Source organism: Pontibacter beigongshangensis (assembly GCF_014332515.1).
GTDB lineage: Bacteria > Bacteroidota > Bacteroidia > Cytophagales > Hymenobacteraceae > Pontibacter > Pontibacter beigongshangensis.
The window spans coordinates 58,903-80,372 of sequence record NZ_VFSD01000027.1 but is presented as its reverse complement, the minus strand read 5'-3'; the positions used below and the strand labels follow the sequence as shown (position 1 = coordinate 80,372).

At 50.9% G+C, this 21,470-nt stretch carries 14 protein-coding genes; 7 read left to right on the top strand and 7 right to left on the bottom strand.

The features are described from left to right. The first annotated feature begins 125 nt into the window (after positions 1 to 125). From FJM74_RS19475 to FJM74_RS19460, 4 genes are all read left to right on the top strand, one after another. The gene (locus tag FJM74_RS19475) at positions 126 to 875 is read left to right on the top strand and encodes a hypothetical protein (protein ID WP_187264305.1); all 750 of its coding nucleotides are present in this window, start codon (positions 126 to 128) and stop codon (positions 873 to 875) included. Positions 876 to 943: 68 nt separating this feature from the next. Then, positions 944 to 3,721, top strand: a complete 2,778-nt coding sequence (locus FJM74_RS19470; RefSeq protein ID WP_187264304.1) for a TonB-dependent receptor — start codon at positions 944 to 946, stop codon at positions 3,719 to 3,721. A gap of 5 nt (positions 3,722 to 3,726) precedes the next feature. Then, entirely contained in the window at positions 3,727 to 4,857 is a 1,131-nt protein-coding gene (locus FJM74_RS19465) for a DUF4249 domain-containing protein (protein WP_187264303.1), read from the top strand. A gap of 6 nt (positions 4,858 to 4,863) precedes the next feature. Then, positions 4,864 to 7,311 (top strand): hypothetical protein, encoded by a 2,448-nt coding sequence (locus FJM74_RS19460; protein ID WP_187264302.1) that lies wholly within the window; start codon positions 4,864 to 4,866, stop codon positions 7,309 to 7,311. Positions 7,312 to 7,884: 573 nt separating this feature from the next. Here the strand turns inward: FJM74_RS19460 and FJM74_RS19455 are convergent. Further along, the gene (locus tag FJM74_RS19455) at positions 7,885 to 8,388 is read right to left on the bottom strand and encodes a cupin domain-containing protein (RefSeq protein WP_187264301.1); all 504 of its coding nucleotides are present in this window, start codon (positions 8,386 to 8,388) and stop codon (positions 7,885 to 7,887) included. A gap of 238 nt (positions 8,389 to 8,626) precedes the next feature. Here FJM74_RS19455 and FJM74_RS19450 point away from each other — a divergent pair, with 238 nt between their 5' ends. Then, positions 8,627 to 10,027, top strand: coding sequence for a potassium channel family protein (locus FJM74_RS19450; RefSeq protein ID WP_187264300.1), 1,401 nt, complete (start codon positions 8,627 to 8,629; stop codon positions 10,025 to 10,027). 285 nt (positions 10,028 to 10,312) lie between these two features. Here FJM74_RS19450 and purB read toward each other — a convergent pair whose 3' ends face one another. Continuing rightward, a complete protein-coding gene (gene purB / locus FJM74_RS19445) occupies positions 10,313 to 11,665 on the bottom strand; it encodes an adenylosuccinate lyase (RefSeq protein ID WP_187264299.1) in 1,353 nt (450 codons plus the stop codon). Between the two features lie 513 nt (positions 11,666 to 12,178). On the opposite strand from purB, the gene FJM74_RS19440 reads away from it, so the two are divergent. Together FJM74_RS19440 and FJM74_RS19435 are read left to right on the top strand one after the other, a co-directional pair. Continuing rightward, the gene (locus FJM74_RS19440) at positions 12,179 to 14,164 is read left to right on the top strand and encodes a transglycosylase domain-containing protein (RefSeq protein WP_187264298.1); all 1,986 of its coding nucleotides are present in this window, start codon (positions 12,179 to 12,181) and stop codon (positions 14,162 to 14,164) included. Positions 14,165 to 14,280: 116 nt separating this feature from the next. Beyond that, a complete protein-coding gene (locus FJM74_RS19435; protein ID WP_394353902.1) occupies positions 14,281 to 15,333 on the top strand; it encodes a bile acid:sodium symporter family protein in 1,053 nt (350 codons plus the stop codon). Positions 15,334 to 15,469: 136 nt separating this feature from the next. Here FJM74_RS19435 and FJM74_RS19430 read toward each other — a convergent pair whose 3' ends face one another. The 5 genes from FJM74_RS19430 to FJM74_RS19410 form a co-directional block, all read right to left on the bottom strand. Next, the gene (locus FJM74_RS19430) at positions 15,470 to 15,808 is read right to left on the bottom strand and encodes a DUF3817 domain-containing protein (protein WP_187264297.1); all 339 of its coding nucleotides are present in this window, start codon (positions 15,806 to 15,808) and stop codon (positions 15,470 to 15,472) included. A gap of 410 nt (positions 15,809 to 16,218) precedes the next feature. Then, positions 16,219 to 17,337: a chorismate mutase gene (locus tag FJM74_RS19425; protein ID WP_187264296.1), complete on the bottom strand. Its 1,119-nt coding sequence runs from the start codon at positions 17,335 to 17,337 to the stop codon at positions 16,219 to 16,221. A gap of 2 nt (positions 17,338 to 17,339) precedes the next feature. Continuing rightward, complete coding sequence (locus FJM74_RS19420) at positions 17,340 to 18,515, bottom strand: pyridoxal phosphate-dependent aminotransferase (RefSeq protein ID WP_187264295.1); 1,176 nt, start codon at positions 18,513 to 18,515, stop codon at positions 17,340 to 17,342. Between the two features lie 7 nt (positions 18,516 to 18,522). Continuing rightward, the gene (locus FJM74_RS19415) at positions 18,523 to 19,416 is read right to left on the bottom strand and encodes a prephenate dehydratase (RefSeq protein ID WP_187264294.1); all 894 of its coding nucleotides are present in this window, start codon (positions 19,414 to 19,416) and stop codon (positions 18,523 to 18,525) included. A 906-nt stretch (positions 19,417 to 20,322) separates the two neighbouring features. Beyond that, positions 20,323 to 21,417 (bottom strand): bifunctional 3-deoxy-7-phosphoheptulonate synthase/chorismate mutase type II, encoded by a 1,095-nt coding sequence (locus tag FJM74_RS19410; protein WP_187264293.1) that lies wholly within the window; start codon positions 21,415 to 21,417, stop codon positions 20,323 to 20,325. Between the last annotated feature and the right edge of the window lie 53 nt (positions 21,418 to 21,470).

Genomic DNA, 21,470 nt, shown 5'->3' with positions numbered 1-21,470 from the left:
ACAGGTGCTCGCAGGCATTATCTTGTAGCGGTGCGTGTGAAAGGGAATAAAATTTTTCTTATGAAAGATATAATTTGAAGTATATTTCGTTCTTTTGTTTAAACAATAACCGCAGCAGGAATCCCATGCCTCGAAACAGTACTGATATTCTACTCTATACCTTCTTTTGTGTGCTGGCTTCGATTCTTGTACATCCGGCGGCGGCTCAGGTACAAAAACAGGACACAGCCTTTGTGCAGGCGGCTACTGCCCAGGCGGTGCAGGCCTATAGGAACTCCATCGGCCGCCACGCGCACCTCTACACCGGAAAGGAATACTTTGATTACAGGAAGTACCTGCGGGAGGGGCATCAGTTCTGGGAGACAGACGAATTCAGGAAAGGTGCTGTACAGTACGAAGGCATCTGGTACGAGCAGGTGCCCATGCTCTACGATATCGTAAAAGATGAGCTCCTTATTCAACTCGAGAACAGGGCCTTCAAACAAATGCTTATTTCACAGAAAGTGACGGAGTTCGGGTGGGAGGGACAAACATTTCAGCGCTTCCAGGGCGATAGCCTCACCTCCTTCCGGACCGGGTTTTACGAGGTCCTGTTTCAGCAGCAGGTGCAGGTGCTGGCTAAGCGGGCAAAGATCATTGAGGATGTGCCGGAGGATAACCTGATTAAAATGGTCTTTACAAACGCAGACCGCTTCTACATTCTCCGGGATCAAACCTACCATCCCATCACCACCAGAAGATCGCTGTATGCTGTTTTCAAAGACCGCAAAAAGGAGCTGCAGAAATACTACCGCGCCCAAGACCTGAATTTCAGAAAAGATAAGGAAAAAACCATTGTAGCCCTGGCTGCACAGTACGGCAGGCTTACGGAGTAAGAACGTTGCCAAAGTTGCCCTAAAACTATTGCTTAACACAGATTCAATAAAACTAACCTAACCTGTCCATGGCTCAACTTTACAGATTTTTCCTGCTGGCGATGGTGCTGCTGATCAGCTTTGCTGCGGGCTATGCGCAGACGGCGGAAAGGAAGTTGATCAGCGGTGATTTCAGGAATAGCAGGTTCAGCGACTTTGTGGCTGCCGTGGAGGCCGCCACCACGTATCATTTCTATTACGACAATGCCTTGCTCGATACGATGGCCATTCACCTGCAGGTGCAGGAGCAACCGTTAGAGCAGGTGCTGCCACTGGTGCTGCAGGATACGACCCTGAAATTCACGATTACCGGCCAGCAGGAAGTTTTTATCACCCATGGCCGTCCGTTTCAGGCGAAACTGCCCGACGGTTTTTTTGATAGGTCGGTGGTGCCATCCGATGTGCCGGCTCCGGTAGCTGATGTGCCTTTTCTGGAGCAGGAGCAGATCCGTAAGAAAGCTGTTTCCGATATCAAGTTATATGAGATCGGAATTAAATCAGACAAGGCAACAGGCAAAGCCACGCTGGCAGGCCACCTGCGCGATGCCAAAACGGGGGAGCCTGTTATTGGAGCCTCTGTTTTCATAGAGTCGCCGCTTATCGGCACCACCTCCGACCATTACGGCTACTATGCCCTTACACTACCCATGGGCAGGCATGAGCTTAAAATCAAAGGCATTGGCATTCAGAACACGCGGCGGCTGCTTTTACTCCACTCCGATGGCAAATTGGATATAGATATTCAGGAAGATGTGCGCACGCTGAAGGAGGTGCTGGTAGAGGCGGAGAAAGACCGCAACGTGTCGGGGCTGCAGATGGGGCTGGAACGGCTCGATATCCGCACCATCAAGCAAGTGCCGACTGCCTTTGGCGAAACCGATATCCTGCGGGTAATGCTTACCCTGCCTGGCGTAAAATCGGTGGGCGAAGGCAGCACAGGCATGAATGTGCGGGGCGGCTCCACCGACCAGAACCTGATTCTGTTCAACGACGCCACCATTTACAACCCATCGCACCTGTTCGGGTTTTTCTCGGCCTTTAACCCCGACATCATTAAGTCGGTGGAATTGTATAAGAGTGCGGTGCCTGCCCGGTATGGCGGGCGCTTGTCGTCGGTGCTGGAAATTACGACCCGCGATGGCAACAAGAAAAAACTGGCGGGCTCCGGCGGCATTGGCCTGCTGACGAGCAGGCTCACGCTCGAAGGGCCTATCAGAAAAGATAAAACGTCTTTCCTGGTAGGGGGGCGCTCCACTTATTCCAACTGGTTGCTCAGGCAGTTGCCCGACGCCAACTTTAACCAAAGCTCCGCCTCCTTCTACGACCTGAATGCGCAGGTTACCCACGAGTTCGACGGCAAAAATACCATTTACGTTACGGGCTATACCAGCAACGACAAGTTCAAGCTCGGCTCCGATACCTTGTACAGTTTTACGAACTACAATGCCAGCGTTAAATGGAAGCACATTTTTCAGAACAAGCTTTACAGCGTGGTAACCGGAGCCTACAGCCACTACGACTACGCCATCTCCAGCGACAGGAACCCGGTAAACGCATCTGAGATGACCTTCGGCATTAACCAGGCCAACCTGCAGGCCGATTTTAACTATTTCCCCAACTCTAAGCATACCATTGACTTTGGTGCAAGCTCTATTCTGTACAACGTGGCAGCAGGTAGCCTGCAGCCGCTGGGGCCGGAGTCGCTGGTGATGCCGGACAGGCTGCAGGATGAGCGGGCGCTGGAGAGTGCGCTCTACATTTCGGACCGGTACGATATAAGCCCGCGGCTGTCGGTGTCGGTGGGGCTGCGCTATTCCATGTTCCGGGCTATGGGGCCACGGCAGGTCTACCACTACGCCCCCGGCACACCAAAAACAGAGTATACGGTGCTCGATACGGTGCAGTATGGCCGGGGTGATACCTTTGCCAACTACCACGGGCCGGAGTACAGGCTATCGGCGCGGTTGGGTTTAACAGACAACTCATCGGTAAAGGTCAGCTTTAACAGGATGCGCCAGTACCTGCACATGCTCTCGAACACCACCGCCATTTCGCCTACTGACATCTGGAAGCTGAGCGACGCCAACATCAGGCCGCAGGTAGGCGACCAGTTTGCCCTGGGCTATTACCAGAACTTCAGGGCCAATACCGTGGAGCTGTCGGTGGAGGGCTACACCAAAACCATGCGCGACTTCCTGGATTATAAAAGTGCGGCCACCCTCTTTATGAACCACGAGATTGAGCGCGATGTGGTGAATGCCGAAGGCAAGGCCTATGGCGTGGAAGTCATGCTGAAAAAGCTGACCGGCAAGCTGAACGGCTGGGTTAGCTACACCTACTCCCGCACCCTGGTGCGCGTAAACAACCCTGCCTTGTCAGAGATCATCAACAACGGTGCCTATTACCCCAGCAACTTCGACAAGCCGCACGACTTTACCATGATCAGCAACTACCGGTTCAGCCAGCGCTTCAGCACTTCGCTTAACTTTACGTATAGCACGGGCCGCCCCATTACCTTGCCTATCGCCAAATATTATGATGGCGATGTGCAGCGCGTATTTTACTCCGACCGGAACCAGTACCGGGTGCCCGACTTTTACCGCGTAGACCTGGCCGTGAACCTGGAAGGAAACCACAAAGTACGCAAGCTCGCCCACAGCTCCTGGACCCTGGCAGTGTATAACCTGACGGGCCGCAAAAACCCATATTCGGTCTATTTCCGGACGGAGCAGGGGAAGATAAACGGGTATAAGCTGTCTATCTTCGGCAGACCTATTCCGACCATTACCTACAATTTCAGATTTTAAGGAACATGCAGCACCACAGCAAACACATTTTCTGGTTCCTGCTCCTGTTGCTGATGGGGGCCTGCGAAGAACCCTACATGCCCCGGGAGATAGTGATGCCGAACAGGTATCTGGTGGTAACCGGTTTTATCAACAGTGGCGCTACCACTACCATCAGGCTTTCCAGAACCCAGAACCTTTCTGACGAAAGCGCTCCTGACCCAGAAACCGGAGCCAATGTGTGGGTGGAGGGAGAAGGTGGCGAGCGTTTTAACCTGGAGGAGACATCACCGGGAAGCTATGTGCACAGCGGGTATGACATGAGCAGTTTTGGCAGGTGCAGGCTCCGCATCAGGACGGCCGGCAGCGACTACGCCTCTGAGTTTGTAACCATCAAGCGCACCCCTCCCATAGACTCTGTAAGCTGGAAGACAGACGAAGGTGGCCTGAATATTTATGTGAACACCCACGACCCGCAGAACCAGACCCGGTATTACCGCTGGGAATACGACGAGGCCTGGGAGTACCTGTCTGTGTTTTATGCTGAACTGGAGTTTGTAGACGGAGCCGTTCGCCCCCGCACGCCCGAAAGTGAAGAAATTTACCGTTGCTATCAGTTCAACACGCCCAGCGTAATTAAACTCGGGAATTCGATTAAGTTAAGCGAGGACCGGATTTCTGAAGCACAATTGCTGAGGATTCCCGCCATCTCTAACAAGCTTATGTCGCGGTACAGCATTCTGGTAAAGCAGTATGCGCTCACAAAAGAGGAGTTTGAGTACTGGGACATTCTGAAACGAAACACCGAAAGCATGGGTACCCTTTTTGACCCTTTGCCAGCTCAGCTCAGCGGCAACATAGCCAACCTCTCCGACCCTACTGAGATCGTGATCGGTTATATAGGAGCCTATTCGGTAGAAGAAAAGCGCCTCTTTATAAATAAAGCAGCGTTGCCCGGCAGATGGAGAAGACCGTCATCAAGCTGTTTGTTAGATACAATCGGGGTGAGTGAGGCTCCCTTTTACCTGGAGCATGGCCTTTATTATCCTGTAGCAGAATTGGTAGAGGTAGATAAGGTAACGGAATATACAATCTCGACCAGGAGCTGTGTGGACTGCAGACAATATGGTACCAACGTGAAACCCTCTTACTGGTAATTCAGCATGGATCTACAGCAGCACGTGCAAAAGCTCCGGAAGGGCAAAATCATTAGCATAATTTGTGCCGGCAGGCTGGTTATATTCTGCTGCCTCTGCACCATGGCTTTTGCCGTCAGAGCCCAGACATCCGGCTTTCCGGGCATTTTGAACAGTCTGCAGCAACACCGGCAGCAGGCATTGCAGGAAAAGGTTTTTCTGCACCTCGACAGGCCCCTGTACGTGAGCGGCGAAACCATGTGGTTTAAACTCTACAACGTAGACGGCACCCTGCACCGCCCCCTCTCCATGAGCAAAGTGGCCTATGTGGAAGTGCTGGACGAGCAGCAGCAGCCCATATTGCAGGGAAAGATTGCCTTGAAGGAAGGAATGGGCCAGGGCTCCTTTGTGCTGCCTTTTACCCTCAACTCCGGCCACTACACCGTAAGGGCCTATACCAACTGGATGAAGAATTTCGGCCCCGACTTCTATTTTGAGCAGCCGGTCACGATCCTGAATACCTACAAAAAGTTAGACCTGAAACCGGAAGCAGAGGCAGCAAGCTATAGCCTCCAGTTCTTTCCGGAAGGGGGAAACCTGGTGCATGGGCTGCCAATTAAAGTAGCCTTTAAAATGGCAGATGCCCAAACCGGCAGGGGCATAACCGCCACAGGCGAGATCCGCGACGGGGCCGGAAAAGTGGTTACGACTTTTCAGCCAGCCAACTTTGGCATCGGGCATTTAACCTTTACCCCGGATCAGGCCGAAACGTATACAGCCGTTCTGAAAACGGACAGCGTGCAGGTGCACACGCAGCAGCTTCCTAAAGTGTATGAGCAGGGCTATGTGCTGCAGCTGCAGGAAAAGGGGCCAAATGAACTGACCTTACGGGTGCAATCTACAGGGCAGCAGGCAGAGCAGGTGCACCTGCTGGGGCATGCGCGGCAGATGGTCTCGGTGGCGGCCACAGAAATTATTTCGGAGGGCGAAGCTGTTTTCACCGTTTCTAAAGATTCCCTGGCCGATGGTATTACACATTTCACACTTTTCAACAGCAAAAACCAGCCTGTGTGCGAGCGCCTGTACTTTAAGCGGCCAACGCAAAAACTGGCCATAGAAACCACGGTGGCCAAAGGCACCTACAGCCAGCGGGAGCAGGTAGACCTAAACCTCCTGACACAGACGCAGCAGGGAGCCGCAGTGCCTGCCAATCTATCGCTGGCGGTTTACCGGCTGGATGAGAGCCAGGCTGCTCCGGCTACCGATATCAGTGCTTATCTGTGGCTGACTTCCGAGCTGAAAGGACACATAGAAAACCCTGCCTACTACCTCAGCCACACCGATGCCTCCGCTACCGAGGCCCTCGACAACCTGCTGCTGACCCATGGCTGGAGCCGTTTTAAGTGGGAAGAAATACAGCACAGCCAGCCTGCCACGTATGCGCACGTGCCGGAATATAATGGCCACCTGATTCGTGGAAAGCTGACCCATGCTGTTTCCGGAGCGCCTGCCCCCGGCATTACGGCATTTCTGGCCTCGCCTTCGCGGCACATCCGGTTCTATAATGCAGTAAGTGGCCCTACAGGAGAATTTCAGTTAGAGGTAAAAGACTTCCTGGGGCCAAGGGAGATCGTGCTGCAGACGGATTTCAGCAAAGACAGCACCTTCCATTTCGAGGTGTTCAATCCTTTTTCTGAGAAGCATGCTGCCAGAACGCTGCCTGTATTCGATGTGCCGGAAGAGTGGCACCACACCATTGCCCTGCGCCACCGCGACGCCGAAGCGCAGCAACTATACTTCAGGCAGTTCCGCCAGCGGTTTGCACCTGCCGGTGTGGATAGTATCGCCATGTACGGGGTGCCGGATCAGCAGTATTTGCTGGACGATTATACCCGTTTTAAGGTGATGGAGGAAGTGATGCGGGAGTATGTATCCGGAGTAATGGTGCGGAAAAGGAGAGGCCGGTTTCATTTTCTGCTGGTGAACAAGCCTTACAAGACCTATTTCAAGAACGACCCCATGGTGCTGCTCGATGGGGTACCCGTTTTCGACATCGACAAGATCATGGCCTTTGACCCACTGAAAATTAAGCGGCTGGATGTAACCACCGCCACATTTTTACATGGCCCCTTCCTCTACGATGGCCTGGTAAGTTACGCCACCTACCAGGGCGACCTGGCGGGCTTTCCGCTAGACCAGCATGCTTTGCTCCTGGAATATGAGGGGTTGCAGCAGGAGCGGGAGTTCTATGCGCCTGCTTATGCCACTGAAGAGCAGCAGCAGAGCCGCCTGCCTGATTTCCGGAACCTGCTGCACTGGTCACCTGAAATCGTGACAAAGGCCGACGGAAAAAGCAAGGTTTCGTTCTTTACCTCCGACAGCGCCGGCCGGTACCTGGTAGTGGTGCAGGGTATAAGCCGAAATGGCCTGTTTGGCAGTAAAGCGTTAACTTTTGAGGTGAAGCAGCCGCTGTAGGTATTTATCTTTTGGGCAAAAGGCTTTATTATTCTGTTTAACAGATAGCGCTAAACGTAATTTCCTGCTTGCTGGCCTGATGAATGGGTTTTGCGGACCTACATTATATTAGTTATGAAATGCCTCACCCGCCGACAGCGAATACAGGAGCAGTATTTATTTGTTGATAGGAAATAGGTCAAACGCCCTGCGTTTTTGCTTCAGAAGCAAAACGCAGGGCGTTTGAATTAAACCACGATTGTCTTGCTATACAGCAACAGCAGCATCAGCAGATAAAATTGCCTCCAGAGGGCCATTTTCATTGGAATAATTGATGTTACGGAAAAATTTACTTTGGGAGGAAAAGTCCGCCTTTGAAGGGGGTAAGGGGGATGTTTTAGGGACTGCAGAAAATTAGGGCCTACAGCACGTAACGCAAAGACTTCTGAAATGCTTCTTCTCAGATGTGATTCATCCCCCAACCCCCTTCTTTATCGAGGGCCCCTACCCCCAAGGGGGACAAAAAAATGTAACGTAACTTCATTTAAATAATTGCTGCTTTCTGTTGCCCTAACAGCAGGCAGCCACGTTTACTTACCGGCCAAAGTCGTCCTGCACGCGCACAATGTCTTCTTCGTCGGAAGGCAGTTCGATGTCGGTGTGTTGCCAGATCTCTGCCAGAATGCCCCAGTCTTTTAAGCCTACCAGACGGTGGCGCTCGCCTTGGTTTAAGGTGATCAGTTCGCTGGGCTTCAGGGTTCTGACGTCTCCTTCCTCATCGGTGTCGCTGGTTACTACGCCTACGGTGCCTTCCACTACCTTCCAGATTTCGGCACGGCGGTGGTGGTACTGCCACGAAAGGCGTTTCTCTGGTGCTACCACCAGGATTTTAGGGCTCAGCTTACCGGAAATACGCAGGCTGTCCACCGACAGACCATCGAAATAGGTGTCGGCGAACTGCTGTGCCTGCTCCTCGTTTATCACAAAAAAGCCACCCCAAGGGCGCGTTCGGTCCTGCTTGTCTATCGTGAACCCCTGATCGGTTAGTTTTTGCTCTATCTGTTTAAAAAGCGTCAGCTTCTCGGTTTCTAAAGTCATTGTGTTTTCAGGTTAGTAAATACTGGTTTTTACCTACTTATAATAAGGCATTTTAGGTGCAGCAATTTAACTATATTTTGGAAATGTAGGGAGAGGGAAAGATATGGAGATTAAATATTATTTTTGTAATATAGTATATTCGTTAATTCAGGTACGGTTATCTGTAGATTTCGACAATAAACTGTATGTTTATTACTGCTATCTGCTAGTTGTGCGTCAGGCTAAAATACACCTACAAATGAATGAATTCAGAAAACAAATGCTCAAAGAAAGAGAGGAAAAAGACTTAGAATTGTTTGAAAATATAAAGAACAACCCTAAGCCGGGTATTCTCGACCTTTGGGCATTATCAGATGATAAATTTATAGAATGGAGAAAGTTAAATGACTTTCCAGTATTACTTGCTCATTTTGACAAAACACTGTTACTTTTCAAAGAATGGAAAGCTGACAATAAACTAACAAACGAAATAATAATAGAGACTGGAGAAATCACACCTTTTATAGAGAAAAAGAAATTATCAAAGAGAGACAAGAAGCTTTATCTCACTAAACAAATTTGGGATACTAATGAAAGAACCTTTGTCAGCCATAAAAAAATAGAAGGCGAAAAAAAACAATTTGACACAACCTTCAATTTTCAAAACCTTCAGACTTTCACGTCATATTTGGACTGGTTAAAAGCAAGAGGTAAAAGCCAAGAGATACTGTATATAAATTCGCGACACGCACCTAATCATGAGATGGAGAGGGTTTTTATACACACTGACGTTTACGCTCCCAAGAGTGATTTTGAACTGCTAAAAATGGGCGGCATTCCAATTCCAGTAAATGGTTTTGGAATGCTATTTCGTGGTAAGAAATTAGAATTTGTGAATTTATGTGGACTTCAACTTACTGGTGATATTTCCTTTGGGGAACTGGGTAATTTAAGTTGTTCATATTGTGCGTGTGACAATTGGATAGCAACAGACTTTAATATGCCAATGGTTACTCTCGAACATTGCACAGTTACAAACTTCACCTTATTAAACTCAAAGCTACAGCAGTGGACATTTTATAACTGCAACGTATCTGGTGATTTTTTTAATACAAAGCTTTACAATAACCAAATTTATGGAGGCAACTTCAATCCTATTATGCAGAATTGCACATTAGGACAAACTCACATTAAGGAAGATAAAAACATTGCAGACAATAACTATCAAGGCTACAAAGCATTCAAAATAATCTATCAACAACAAGGTGACGACGATGTAGCAAAATACTATTTCATTAAAGAAAATGAATTTCTAAGACAAAAGCTCAAAGGATTTAACTATTTGACAAAAACATTGAGTTATTATTATTGGGAATATGGGAGAAAGCCGCATAGAATAATTTATTACTCATTAGCAACTATTGTAATTTTTGGAATTATTTTTTGGCTCAACAATAACCTAATTACTTCAACAGCGACTGACATTAAGGAATTCCATTTGGGACATGGACTTTATTTCAGCACAATTTCTTTCACAACAATGGGTTTTAGTGACTTAATTCCAAATGGCTGGGCAAGACTATTAGTTTCAATTGAAGGCTTCATAGGACTTTTGAATATGGGGTTTTTAATCGCAGGTTATGCAAACAACAAGTATTGATAAAGCACGAACGCACAACACGGGTTTGGCAAAAGTGGCGGTTCATTGCTCCGCAGACACATTTGTGGTTAATCAAACATTGGTTCGCCGCATCAACATTTGTGGTAAAAATCGCCACCTTCGCAAAGCCCGAAACCGTTAAAACAACAGCAGCCGTACATAAGCCGCCCATCAAAAACCAGGCTGAGGCTCTCACAACCAGATTATTCCAATCAAAAAGCCCCTCCGGAGGTCATTAAGCCTTCTGCTGCTTCTGCTGCCAGGCAACAGGAGCAGCAGATAGTCCTAAATTAAATCTACTCCGGTATAGTTGTAAGGCGTAATCTGCTTCAGCTCTGCTTTTACTGCCTCGCTCACTTCCAGCGTTTCGATAAAGCTGCTGATGGTTTGCTCGGTTATCTTCTCGTTTTTGCGGGTCAGGGCTTTCAGGGCTTCGTAAGGTTGCGGGTAGCCTTCGCGGCGCAGTACTGTTTGTATGCCTTCTGCCACCACAGCCCAGTTTTCTTCCAGGTGGTGCTTCAGGGCGGCTTCGTTCAGTTCCAGCTTGCCGATGCCCTTCTCCAACGATTTCAGGGCGATGACGATGTGTGCCAGCGGCACGCCTACATTGCGCAATACCGTAGAGTCGGTGAGGTCGCGTTGCAGCCTGGAGATGGGCAGCTTGGCCGACAGGTGCTCCAGCAGGGCATTGGCTATGCCGAGGTTTCCTTCGGCGTTTTCAAAGTCGATGGGGTTTACTTTGTGCGGCATGGCAGAGGAGCCTACTTCTCCGGCCTTAATTTTCTGCTTAAAATAGCCCATCGATACATACTGCCACACATCACGCGAAAAGTCCAGCAGAATGGAATTCAGGCGTTTCAGTCCGTCGAAATAAGCGGCCAGGTTATCGTAGTGCTCAATCTGGGTGGTGTACTGGCTGCGGCGCAGGCCCAGCACCTGCTGCACAAAGCGGTTGCCGAATTCAGGCCAGTTAATGCCGGGGTACGCTACATGGTGCGCGTTAAAATTGCCGGTGGCTCCGCCGAACTTCGCCGAAAAAGGCACCTGGCGCAGCAGGTCCAGCTGCCGCTCCACGCGCTCGGCAAACACCATCATCTCCTTGCCCAGGCGGGTAGGGGAGGCGGGCTGGCCGTGGGTGTGGGCGAGCATCGGGATGTCTTTCCACTGCCGGGCCAGCTCCACCAGCTTCTGGTGCAGGAGTTGGTAGGCAGGCATCATCACACGCTCATCGGCCTCGCGCAGGGTCATCGGGATGGCGGTGTTGTTCACGTCCTGCGAGGTAAGCCCGAAGTGGATAAACTCTTTGGAGTCGCCGAGCCCCAGCGCATCAAACTTGTCTTTCAGGAAATACTCCACGGCTTTCACGTCGTGGTTCGTTACTTTTTCGGTTTCCTTAATCGTAAGCGCATCCTGCTCCGTGAACTGCTCATAGATGGCCCGCAGCTTCGGGAAAATAGAAGGAGAGATGCCCTGCAGCGAAGGCAGCGGCTGCTCGCACAGCGCAATAAAGTACTCCACTTCTACCAGAACACGGTAGCGGATCAGGCCAAATTCAGAAAAATAGGCAGCCAGTTCAGTCGTTTGCCTGCGATAACGGCCGTCGACCGGCGATATGGCGGTAAGTGTGGTTAGGTCCATGCAAAAAAGTCTTTGTCTCAAATATAAGCATCATTCATGAACGAAACGAGAAAAACATCCTACATCCGCAGCCGTATCTGAAGCGGCGGCAGGGGCTATGGCAGCAATGGAGGGGCTTTTTGATTGAAATAATCCGGGATGGCGCTGCTCCGGTAGTGAGCTGTGTAAATGGCACCTTCAAAGCAGGAAGTGGCAACAGACCGTGCTGGCATCTTGTTTGTGAAGTGAAATTGCCGTTGCAGAACTTGTACAAATCAAATTCAGGCATCTGCCGTATGTACAGGAGGTTATGGCAGATGCGATATTTTTATGACAGCCTTACCGGCATTGCATGTATATTGCAGCCTGTTAAGTACAGGAGTTGCAGTAGAGGCAAAGGGGCTAGAGCCTGCTTGTAGGCTGGTCAGTATGGCTCTGGCGTCTTTTGTTCCCGGTATGATAGCTGCTTGCTAAGTAAGAAACTAATTAACTAAATAATCTATTTCGATAAGAAATACATTGAACCCTCGAAATTTGGACCCTCGTTTAAAAAAAAGACTCCTATGGGTGGCTGGCGGTATTCTGGCCTTCTTTCTCATCCTGGTCATTTCCCTGCTGATCTTCAGAGTCAAGCTGCTGGAATACGCTATTGCCCGTGTTACCGAAAAAGTGGAAAGCCGCTATCCGGTTAGCTTTACGGTAGGCAAAGCCGAATTTACAGACCTGCGGTCGGTGGTGCTGAGTGGCATAACGCTGGTGCCGCATGGCCGCGATACCCTGTTTGTGACCGATTCTGTGAACGCTTCTATCAGCCTGCGCTCCATCTTTAAGGGCAGGGCTGTGTTCAGGCGCCTGGAGGTGGCAAACGGCTTTATTACCGCCACCCGCGACTCCACTGGCAATAACTTCTCCTTTCTGCTAAAAAGAGACGAAAACGCCCCTGTGGATACCACCCGGAAAACCACCCGCAACTATGGCCGCCTGCTCAACAACCTCATCGAGACAGCTTTTGATAACGTGCCGGACCAGGTGTTTTTCCGGAACCTGAACGTGTCGTACGTCTCTACCAACCGCACCATAGATGTCCGGATGCCATACCTGACCATAGACGGTGGCGAAATAGATTCGCAGGTGTCGATTCAGGTAGACACGCTGAAGAACAACATGCGGGTGCACGGTGCCATCAACCCAAGGTCCTATGTTATTTCGGCCAGTCTGTTTGCCTTTGATGAGCATGGCATCAAGGTGCCTTATGTCAAGTCGAAGTTCGGGGGCGAAATTACTTTCGATACCTTGTATGTCAGCCTCACCGATAAGTCGTTTAAACGCGATATTCTGACCGTGAAAGGAGCCGCCATGGTAAACGACCTGTTTGTGAACCACGAACGGCTGGCCGACGAAGACATACATGTAAATGAGGCGGCCGTAGATTATTCCGTTAGCATTGGCCCGGACCTTTACATAATCGACAGCCTGACAGAGGTGCGCGTCAATAAAGCCAAAGCTAATATATATGCCTCCTACCAGAGAGGAAACCCCGATATCATTGATCTGAAGGTGAAGACAGGCGATGTGCCAGCCAACGACTTTTTCGAGTCGCTGCCTACCGGCCTGTTCGAGAACCTGGAAGGTATAAAGGCGGAGGGACTGCTGAAGTACAAAATGAGCTTCCATCTGAACATGGACAGTGTGGATGCCGTGAGGTTCGATTCGGACCTGGATGCCTCCAAAGATTTTAAGATCGTGGAGTACGGCAAAACCAACCTGGAGAAAATAAACCGCTCTTTTGAGCACACGGTGTATGAATATGGCAAACCGGTCCGCACGTTCACTGTAGGGCCATCCAATTTCTTCTACACGCCTATCGAGGAGATCAGCCCATATTTGCGTAATGCCATTTTAACGGCCGAAGATGCTTATTTTTACCGGCACAAGGGCTTCCATGAAGAGGCTTTCCGGCAGGCGATCGCCAAAAATATAAAGGAGCGCGACTTTAAACGGGGCGGCAGCACCATATCGATGCAGCTCGTAAAAAACGTGTTTCTCACGCGGCAGAAAACCGTTACCCGCAAGGTGGAAGAAGCTATTATTGTGTGGTTGCTCGAAAACCAGCGGCTGGTGTCTAAGCACCGGATGTTTGAAGTGTACCTCAACATTATAGAATGGGGGCCTGAGATTTACGGGGCCAAAGATGCCTCCCGGTTCTATTTTGGCAAGCAGCCATCGGAACTTTCACTGGCCGAAGCCATTTTTCTGACCAGCATCATCCCGAGCCCCAAACGCTACCGCTCCTCCTTCGACAGTGCCGGTAACCTGCGAGGCTACAAAGCCGGGTATTACCGTTTAATTGGCGGGCACATGGCCCGGCGGGGACTTATCAGTCAGGAAGAATACGACAACCTGTACCCGAATGTGCGGCTCAGCGGCCGCGCCAGAGATATAATAGTGACCGACCCGGATACCACCCAGGTAGACGAGCGTAATTTCGAACTGGAAACAATCGATATGCTGGATTTTTAAACCGGAAGCAGTTTACCAAAAAAAGCGACTCTCATACATGTTTATGAGGGCCGCTTTTTTATTTTTGACTGGTAAAAGCAAGTTATAAACAAGCATCTACTACTTAACAATTACCCATGCAAACACAACAACCTGAGCAGGAAGCGCAGCAGGCGGTAGGACTGGTACCACGTGTAGGGGCCATGGCCGCCCATGTGGGCCTGGACTGGTTTCTGCTGGCGCTGCTCGCCATGATCGGGCTGGCTTACCTGTGGCCGGAGTTTGGCACAGACCGTGAACCTGTTTCGCTGGGAGATGTGGCAGGATACGGGGTGTCGCTCATTTTCTTTTTCTATGGCCTGCGGCTGAGTGTGGAGAAACTGAGGGCCGGGCTGAGCAGCTGGCGACTGCACCTGGTGGTGCAGCTGAGTACTTTTCTGCTCTTTCCGCTGCTGGTGCTGCCGCTTTACAGCCTGGCAAAAGGCACCGCCTACGAAACGCTTTGGCTGGGCACTTTTTATGTGGCGGCGCTGCCGTCTACCGTTTCATCGGCGGTGGTGATGGTGGCGATAGCCGGGGGCAACATGCCCGCTGCTATTTTTAACGCCAGCATTTCGAGCATACTCGGCATTTTTATCACGCCGCTGTGGATGGGCCTATTTCTGGCAGGCAGCAGCACAACCAATTTTGAGATGGGCGATGTGCTGGGCAAGCTGGTGCTGCAGGTGCTGCTGCCGGTGGTGCTGGGCATTCTGCTCAACAGCCGCTGGGGGGGCTTTGCCGAAAAACACAAAAAGAAGCTCCGCTACTTCGACCAGGCCATCATCCTGACCATTGTGTACACCTCCTTCTGCGAATCTTTTGCCCGCGATATGTTCAGCGCCTTTGGCTGGCAGGATATGCTGTTGCTCAGTGTGGCCATGCTGGTGCTGTTTTTCCTGGCCTTTCTGCTGATCACGCTGCTGAGCCGGCTGCTCGGTTTTAAGCGCGAAGACAGGATAACGGCTATTTTCTGCGGCTCCAAAAAATCGCTGGTGCATGGCACGGTCATGTCGAAGGTGCTGTTTCCGGATGCCAATATAGTCGGCATTATTCTGCTGCCCATTATGGTGTACCACGCCCTGCAACTGCTGGTGTCGAGCATGATGGCCCAGCGCATGGGGAGAGAGGTTGAGAAGTTGGAAAGTTAGAAAGTTCTGGGGCTTGTGTGGGGGAGAAGCGTTCACCAGTAATCAGCAGCAGTAGCAGCAAAAGAGCCTCCGGAGGTGAATTTTCATTAGAATAATTCACCTCCGGAGGCTCTTTTGCTTTTGGAATAAAGTAGGGTTAGGCCACTTTTCTTACTGCGGCATTTCTGGCAGCGTCTTCTTCTTCCTTCAGTTTTCCATCGATCAGGAATGGCCCGAAAGGAAACAAGGAGGCTAAAAGTGAGATCGTGATCTTCTTGAAAGACCAGTTATGTTCTATGGCAGCCTGTATCACAGCTCCTATGTACAACACGAACAGCAATCCGTGTGCCCAGCCGGTGTATTTCACAGCCTCGGGTATGCCGGCCATGTATTTTAGCGGCATCGCAATGCCAAGCAGCAGCAAAAAAGAGAGACCTTCCAGAATACCCACCGCTCGCAGGCGACCGATAGGCGTGTTAGAAAAATTGTTTTTCATTATTGAAGCAGAGTTTGATAACTATAGAAAGCTGACATCTTAAAGCCTGAAACCGTTCCCGTGCTCACAAAATTACTTTGCTTTTCTGCCTTTGCAGATCCGTTTTCAGAAGCGTGCCAGGTACAAAGGTAAGCCTTCCGCCAAGACTTCCCAAACCAGTATTTTTGCTGTAGGTTGTTCAGCTATGAACGGAAATAAGTGAGCAGCAGCGATTTTATTGGCTCTTTGTCTAGGTCGGCCTTTTATCAGTCAGCAACCAACAATCAGCAACCAAATTATTCCAATCAAAAAGCCCCTCCGGAGGCTCGTGCTCCTGCTGCTGCTAATCCCGGCCGTAAAAAAGCGAAGCACCCCCGGTGGAGATGCTTCGCTTTTAAGTTGCAGATCAGGCAAAGCCTGGCAAGGGGCTCTTAAGACAGAGACTCTGCTTTAGACTTAGCTATAGTAGCCATGATCTCGTTCTGAACACCCATGGAGTGCTGGTGAATGGCATCGAAGATGGCTTTTACAAAACCTTCGTCCAGGCCGGTTTCGTTGGCTACGCGCATTCTGTTCTCTACCATCTGGTTCCAGCGGTCTGCCTGAAAAATGTCGAGCTTGTTGGCTTTTTTATACTCACCAATTCTCTTGGAAACATCTGAACGAAGGAACAGCACATTGATCAGGTCCGTGTCCAGCTTGTCGATCAGGTTACGCAGCTCCTGCAATTGCTCAGGGCTGGCAACGTGCTCTGTATCCAGGTCAAGCGAAGTAAGCAGTGTGTCGAGTCCGGCTGGTGTTACTTGTTGTGAGGCATCGCTCCAGGCAACATCCGGGTTGTTGTGCGTCTCGATCATGAGACCATCCACACCTAAGCGCAGCGCCTGCTGGCTCACTGTCTGCAGCAGGTCGCGGCGTCCGGCTACGTGGCTGGGGTCGCACAACAAGGGCACGCCTGGCAGCAATTCTTTTATCTGCTTAATGGTTTCCCACTTCGGGTGGTTGCGGTAAGGCTTGTTGTTAGGCGTAGAGAAACCTCTGTGGATCAGGCCAAGGTCCGTGATACCTGCCTGGTTCAGGCGCTCCAGTGCACCAACCCACAGCTGGATGTCGGGGTTCACCGGGTTTTTAACCATCACCGGAATGTCAACACCGCGCAGGGCGTCGGCAATTTCCTGTACAGAGAAAGGGTTTACCGTTGTGCGGGCACCTATCCAAAGAATATCCACACCATATTTAAGAGATTCTTCTACGTGGCTGGTGTTGGCTACCTCACAGGTAGTTAGCAGGCCGGTTTCCTGTTTTACAGTGTTAAGCCACTCCAGACCAACTGTGCCGATACCTTCGAACATGCCCGGACGGGTACGTGGCTTCCAGATGCCTGCTCTGAAAACAGAAACCCGGTGGTCTTTCTTTAACTCACGCGCAGTCTGGAGCATCTGCTCTTCGCTTTCTGCGCTGCACGGACCAGCGATTACCGTTGGCAGTGGGCCTCCATTTAAAATCTTGGTCTTAGTTGCTAGCTGAAGGTTTGGATTGTTTGAACTCATGGTCAATTTAAAATTATGGTGTGTTGTTTTATTCTTTTGATGGATTCTTCTAATTGAGCTACCGGCACGCAAAGCGATACCCGTAAGTAGCGTTCTCCCTGGCTTCCGAAAATCTTGCCCGGTGTCAGGAACACGCCTGCCTGGTAAAGTATGTCGTCCAGAAAGGCTTCTACGTCCGGAATAGAGTCAGGTACTCTGGCCCAGACAAACATGCCAACAGTAGCAGGGTTATAGTTGCACTCCAGCATGTCGAGCAGTTGGTGCGCCACCTGCTTGCGTTCGGCATACACCTCGTTGCGTTCTGCGTGCCACTCATCGGAGTTGCGGAGCGCCTCGATGGCGGCGTGCTGCACTGCCTGGAACATGCCAGAGTCGATGTTGCTTTTCACGGTCAGGATCGTGTCCAGGTAATCTTTGCGGCCCAGGATCATGCCAACGCGCCAGCCTGCCATGTTGTGCGACTTGCTCAGGGAGTTAAGCTCCAGGCAGCAGTCGAGTGCCCCCGGCTGGCTCAGCAGGCTGAGCGGCGCTTTATTAGGTAAAACCAAACTGTACGGGTTATCGTTCACCAGCAGGAACTTGTGTTTCCGGGCGAGCGCCACCAGCTGTGCTAAAGTCTCTGCGGTAGCCTCTGCGCCGGTGGGCATGTGCGGGTAATTTATCCACATCAGTTTCACGCCCTGGCTTGCCTGCTTTTCCAGTTCCTCCATATCCGGCAGCCAGTTGTTTTCGGCGCTCAGGTTATAGAACACATGCTCGGCACCTACCATGCGGGCCGTAGTGGCGTAAGCCGGATAACCGGGGTTTGGCACCAATACCTTATCGCCGGGGTTCAGGAAGGCCATAGTAATATGAAACACGCCTTCCTTCGATCCCATCAGGGGCAACACTTCATTTTCGGCATCGAGCTGCACCTGGTAGGTGCTGCTGTACCAGTCAACCATGGCCTTGCGGAGCGATGGCAGGGAGCGGTAGGGCTGGTAGCCGTGGCCCGAAGCCTGTGCGGCAGAGGCTGTGAGGGCAGCAGTGGTGGCTTCGGAAGGAGGGAGGTCCGGGCTCCCGATGCCCAGGTTGATCACCTGCTTACCTTGCGCATTCAGGGCAGCTACCTCAGCCAGCTTTCTGGCAAAGTAATACTCCTGAATCTGGGCCAGTCTGTCGGCCTTGGGTATAATCATGACTTTATCAGTTAACGGAAGTGGTTAAGGCGTCTTCCCGGCATTCTTCTAATTGCTGAGGTGTCAGGGCTTTCTGGTAAAGACCGAGCAACTGCAGGTCCTCTACCATGGGCTTCAGTTCCTCGATGGCGTGCAGCAGCCGGTAGTAATCGTCGCACTCCAGGTCTATGGCTACGTTGTGGCTCGTGTTGCCCGATGGCGAAGGAATAGACTGGATGAGCGGAATATGGATGTCTTCGGTGTACAGTTTGTTGATGACAGCTCCCAGCCCACTGCCTACATGCGGCAACTGCACGATCAGCGAGGCTTTGTTGGCAGTCGGTTTAGCTGGTTGCTCCTGCGGTTCGCTGGCCAGCACCAGGAAGCGGGTGTAGTTGTCTTTCCGGTCGGCCATGTGCGCCTGCAGAATTTCCATGCCGTACAATTCAGCGGCCTGGCTGCTGGCAATGGCGGCAACGCCTTTCAGCTGGTTGGCACTTATCTCCCGGGCGCTGTCGGCGGTGTCCTGCCGCTCTTCGGTTTGCAGGTGCTTGTGCTGCCGCAGGAACATGCCACACTGCAGCAAAGCCACCGGATGCGAAATCACTGTTTTGATATCTTCCAGGCGCTGCCCTGGCAAAGCCATCAGGTTCTGGTCGATGGGTAGCCACAGCTCGCCAATCACACTGAAGTGGTGGTACTCCTGCAGCAGTGTGTAGTTGGTGAGAATGCTGCCCGCCAGGGCGTTCTGAATGGCCATTACGCCGTAACTCGCCTTGCCCAGGTGCAGTTGCTCACACAGCTCGTCGAAAGAACTGCAAGGCAGGATCTCTGCTTTTTCGGGTGCGAAATACTGACGTGCCGCTGTGTCGTGGAAAGAGGCTGCGCCGCCCTGAACTGCTACTTTAATTTTTGTTGCCATAGTATTTTTAAACAAAAAGCCCCGCTTGCGGCGGGGCTTTAAAGATTTTGCTGTATGTTTTATAAACGCAATAGCATTACCTCTGGAGCCCCTAGTGGGTACCAAAAAAGTAAAAGCTAAAGTAAAATGCGTTGCTTAAAATCATATTGTTACTATTATGCTGTAATATTAAGGAATCTCTCAATAACCTTCAAGTCTTTTTAAGAAATTTTTTTCTCTTTACTTTAAAAGGCTCCGGAAACTACTTGAAGGCTGCACTGCCAGATGCCTTTTTGCGGCCGAAACTACATAGCCCTATGCTATATACTGTTTTAAACATCAGGCAGCCGGTGGAGGTTCAATAACCGGTGAGTTTTTTTCGAAAGAGCAGGCAAGGCTAACCTTTTGACGGCACATCATCCGGAATTATTCTAATGAAAACGCCCCTCCGGAGGCATTTTGTAAGACACAGGATCCAAGAGATAAGGCTTTTCTATCTTAATCTTTCTAAGAGGCTTCTATCCCAAGCATTTGCAGGGTTTCAGGGTGCACAGCATTCTCTGTATGTCATATTCTTCGTGCCGCGCGCTTTCAGCTTTTGGTTTAGAATAGAGCGCGTTTTTAACTCATATGCACCACTTGTTTAAATTCAGATTTCAATTCTTAGATTACCGGCTATCATGAGTTCCTATGAAACAGCACTCACTGGGCGAAGTCGGAAGCTACGCCCAGGATCTGGTTTTTTACTCATAACTGCCTATTCATGTCATATCTCAACATCTTCAAATCGAAAAATCTCCAAATTAAAAAATTAGCACATCAGCACATTAAACCCTTAGCGCCTTACCAACAGGCAGGTGCAAAAATCAAAAAGCGTGGCAACTCTAATAGTGTTGCCACGCTTTTTCCCGGCCAGAGCAGGGCAGCTTACGCACCCATGTCGGCGTACAGGTGGGTTTGGGCATACTGCTTGCGCACCTCCTGAAACACCGTTTTCACGAACTCTTTGTTAATGCCGAAAGAGTTTGCCTGCTTCAGCAGGTTCTCCAGCACATCGTCCCAGGCTTGTTGGGTATCGAGGTTTGTTTCCTGTTTCAGGTCGCCTATCTGCGCCGATACCACAGAACGGCGGGCCATCAGGTCGAGCAGTTCGTCATCGAGGTGCTCTATTTCTTTGCGGAGTTCTTCCATCAGCACACCTTTTTGGGTTAGGGCTTCGTCGGTGTGGTTTAGCTTGAGCGATTGCAACAGCATATCCAGCTCTTTGGGCATAAGCTGTTGCTGCGCATCGCTCAGGGCCATTGCCGGGTTGTAGTGCGACTCCACCATCAGGCCATCGTAGCCCAGGTCCAGGGCTCGCTGGCAAACCGGCCGCAGCAGGCTTCTGCGGCCTGCTATATGGCTCGCATCGCAGTACAGGGGCAGGTCGGGCAGCATCTTCTTCAGTTCCAGCACATGGTCCCACTTGGGGTGGTTGCGGTAAGGTGCATTGTCTATGGTAGAGAAGCCCCTATGGATCACGCCCAGGTCTGTAATGCCGTTGTAGCTAAAACGCTCCAGTGCCCCCAGCCAGAGCATGAGCTCGGGGCTCACCGGGTTTTTTACGAGCACCGGCACGTTGGCGCCCTTCAGCGAGTCGGCAATTTCCTGCACCATAAACGAGTTTACGGTGGTATGGGCTCCGATTATCAGTATATCCACTTCCTGTTTCAGCGCTTCGGCCACCTGGCTGGTGTTGGCCACCTCACAGGCCGTGCGCAGGCCAGTTTCCTGCTTCACGGTGCGCAGCCACTCCAGCCCAACCGAGCCTACCCCCTGGAAGCTTCCCGGACGGGTGCGGGGTTTCCAGATGCCAGCCCTGAAGACGGTAACACCCTGCAGCTCTTTGAGCCCCTGGGCCGTCAGCAACATTTGTTCCTCGCTCTCGGCACTGCACGGGCCGGCGATTACAACAGGGCTTGTCGTTTTGGCCAGGGTACTGGTGCCGCTGGCCAGGTGCAAGCTAGGTGTGGAAGTTGTCATGATTTAATTTGAATTAGTTATCTGCTAAAGATTATTTGCCAAAAATAAGAAAG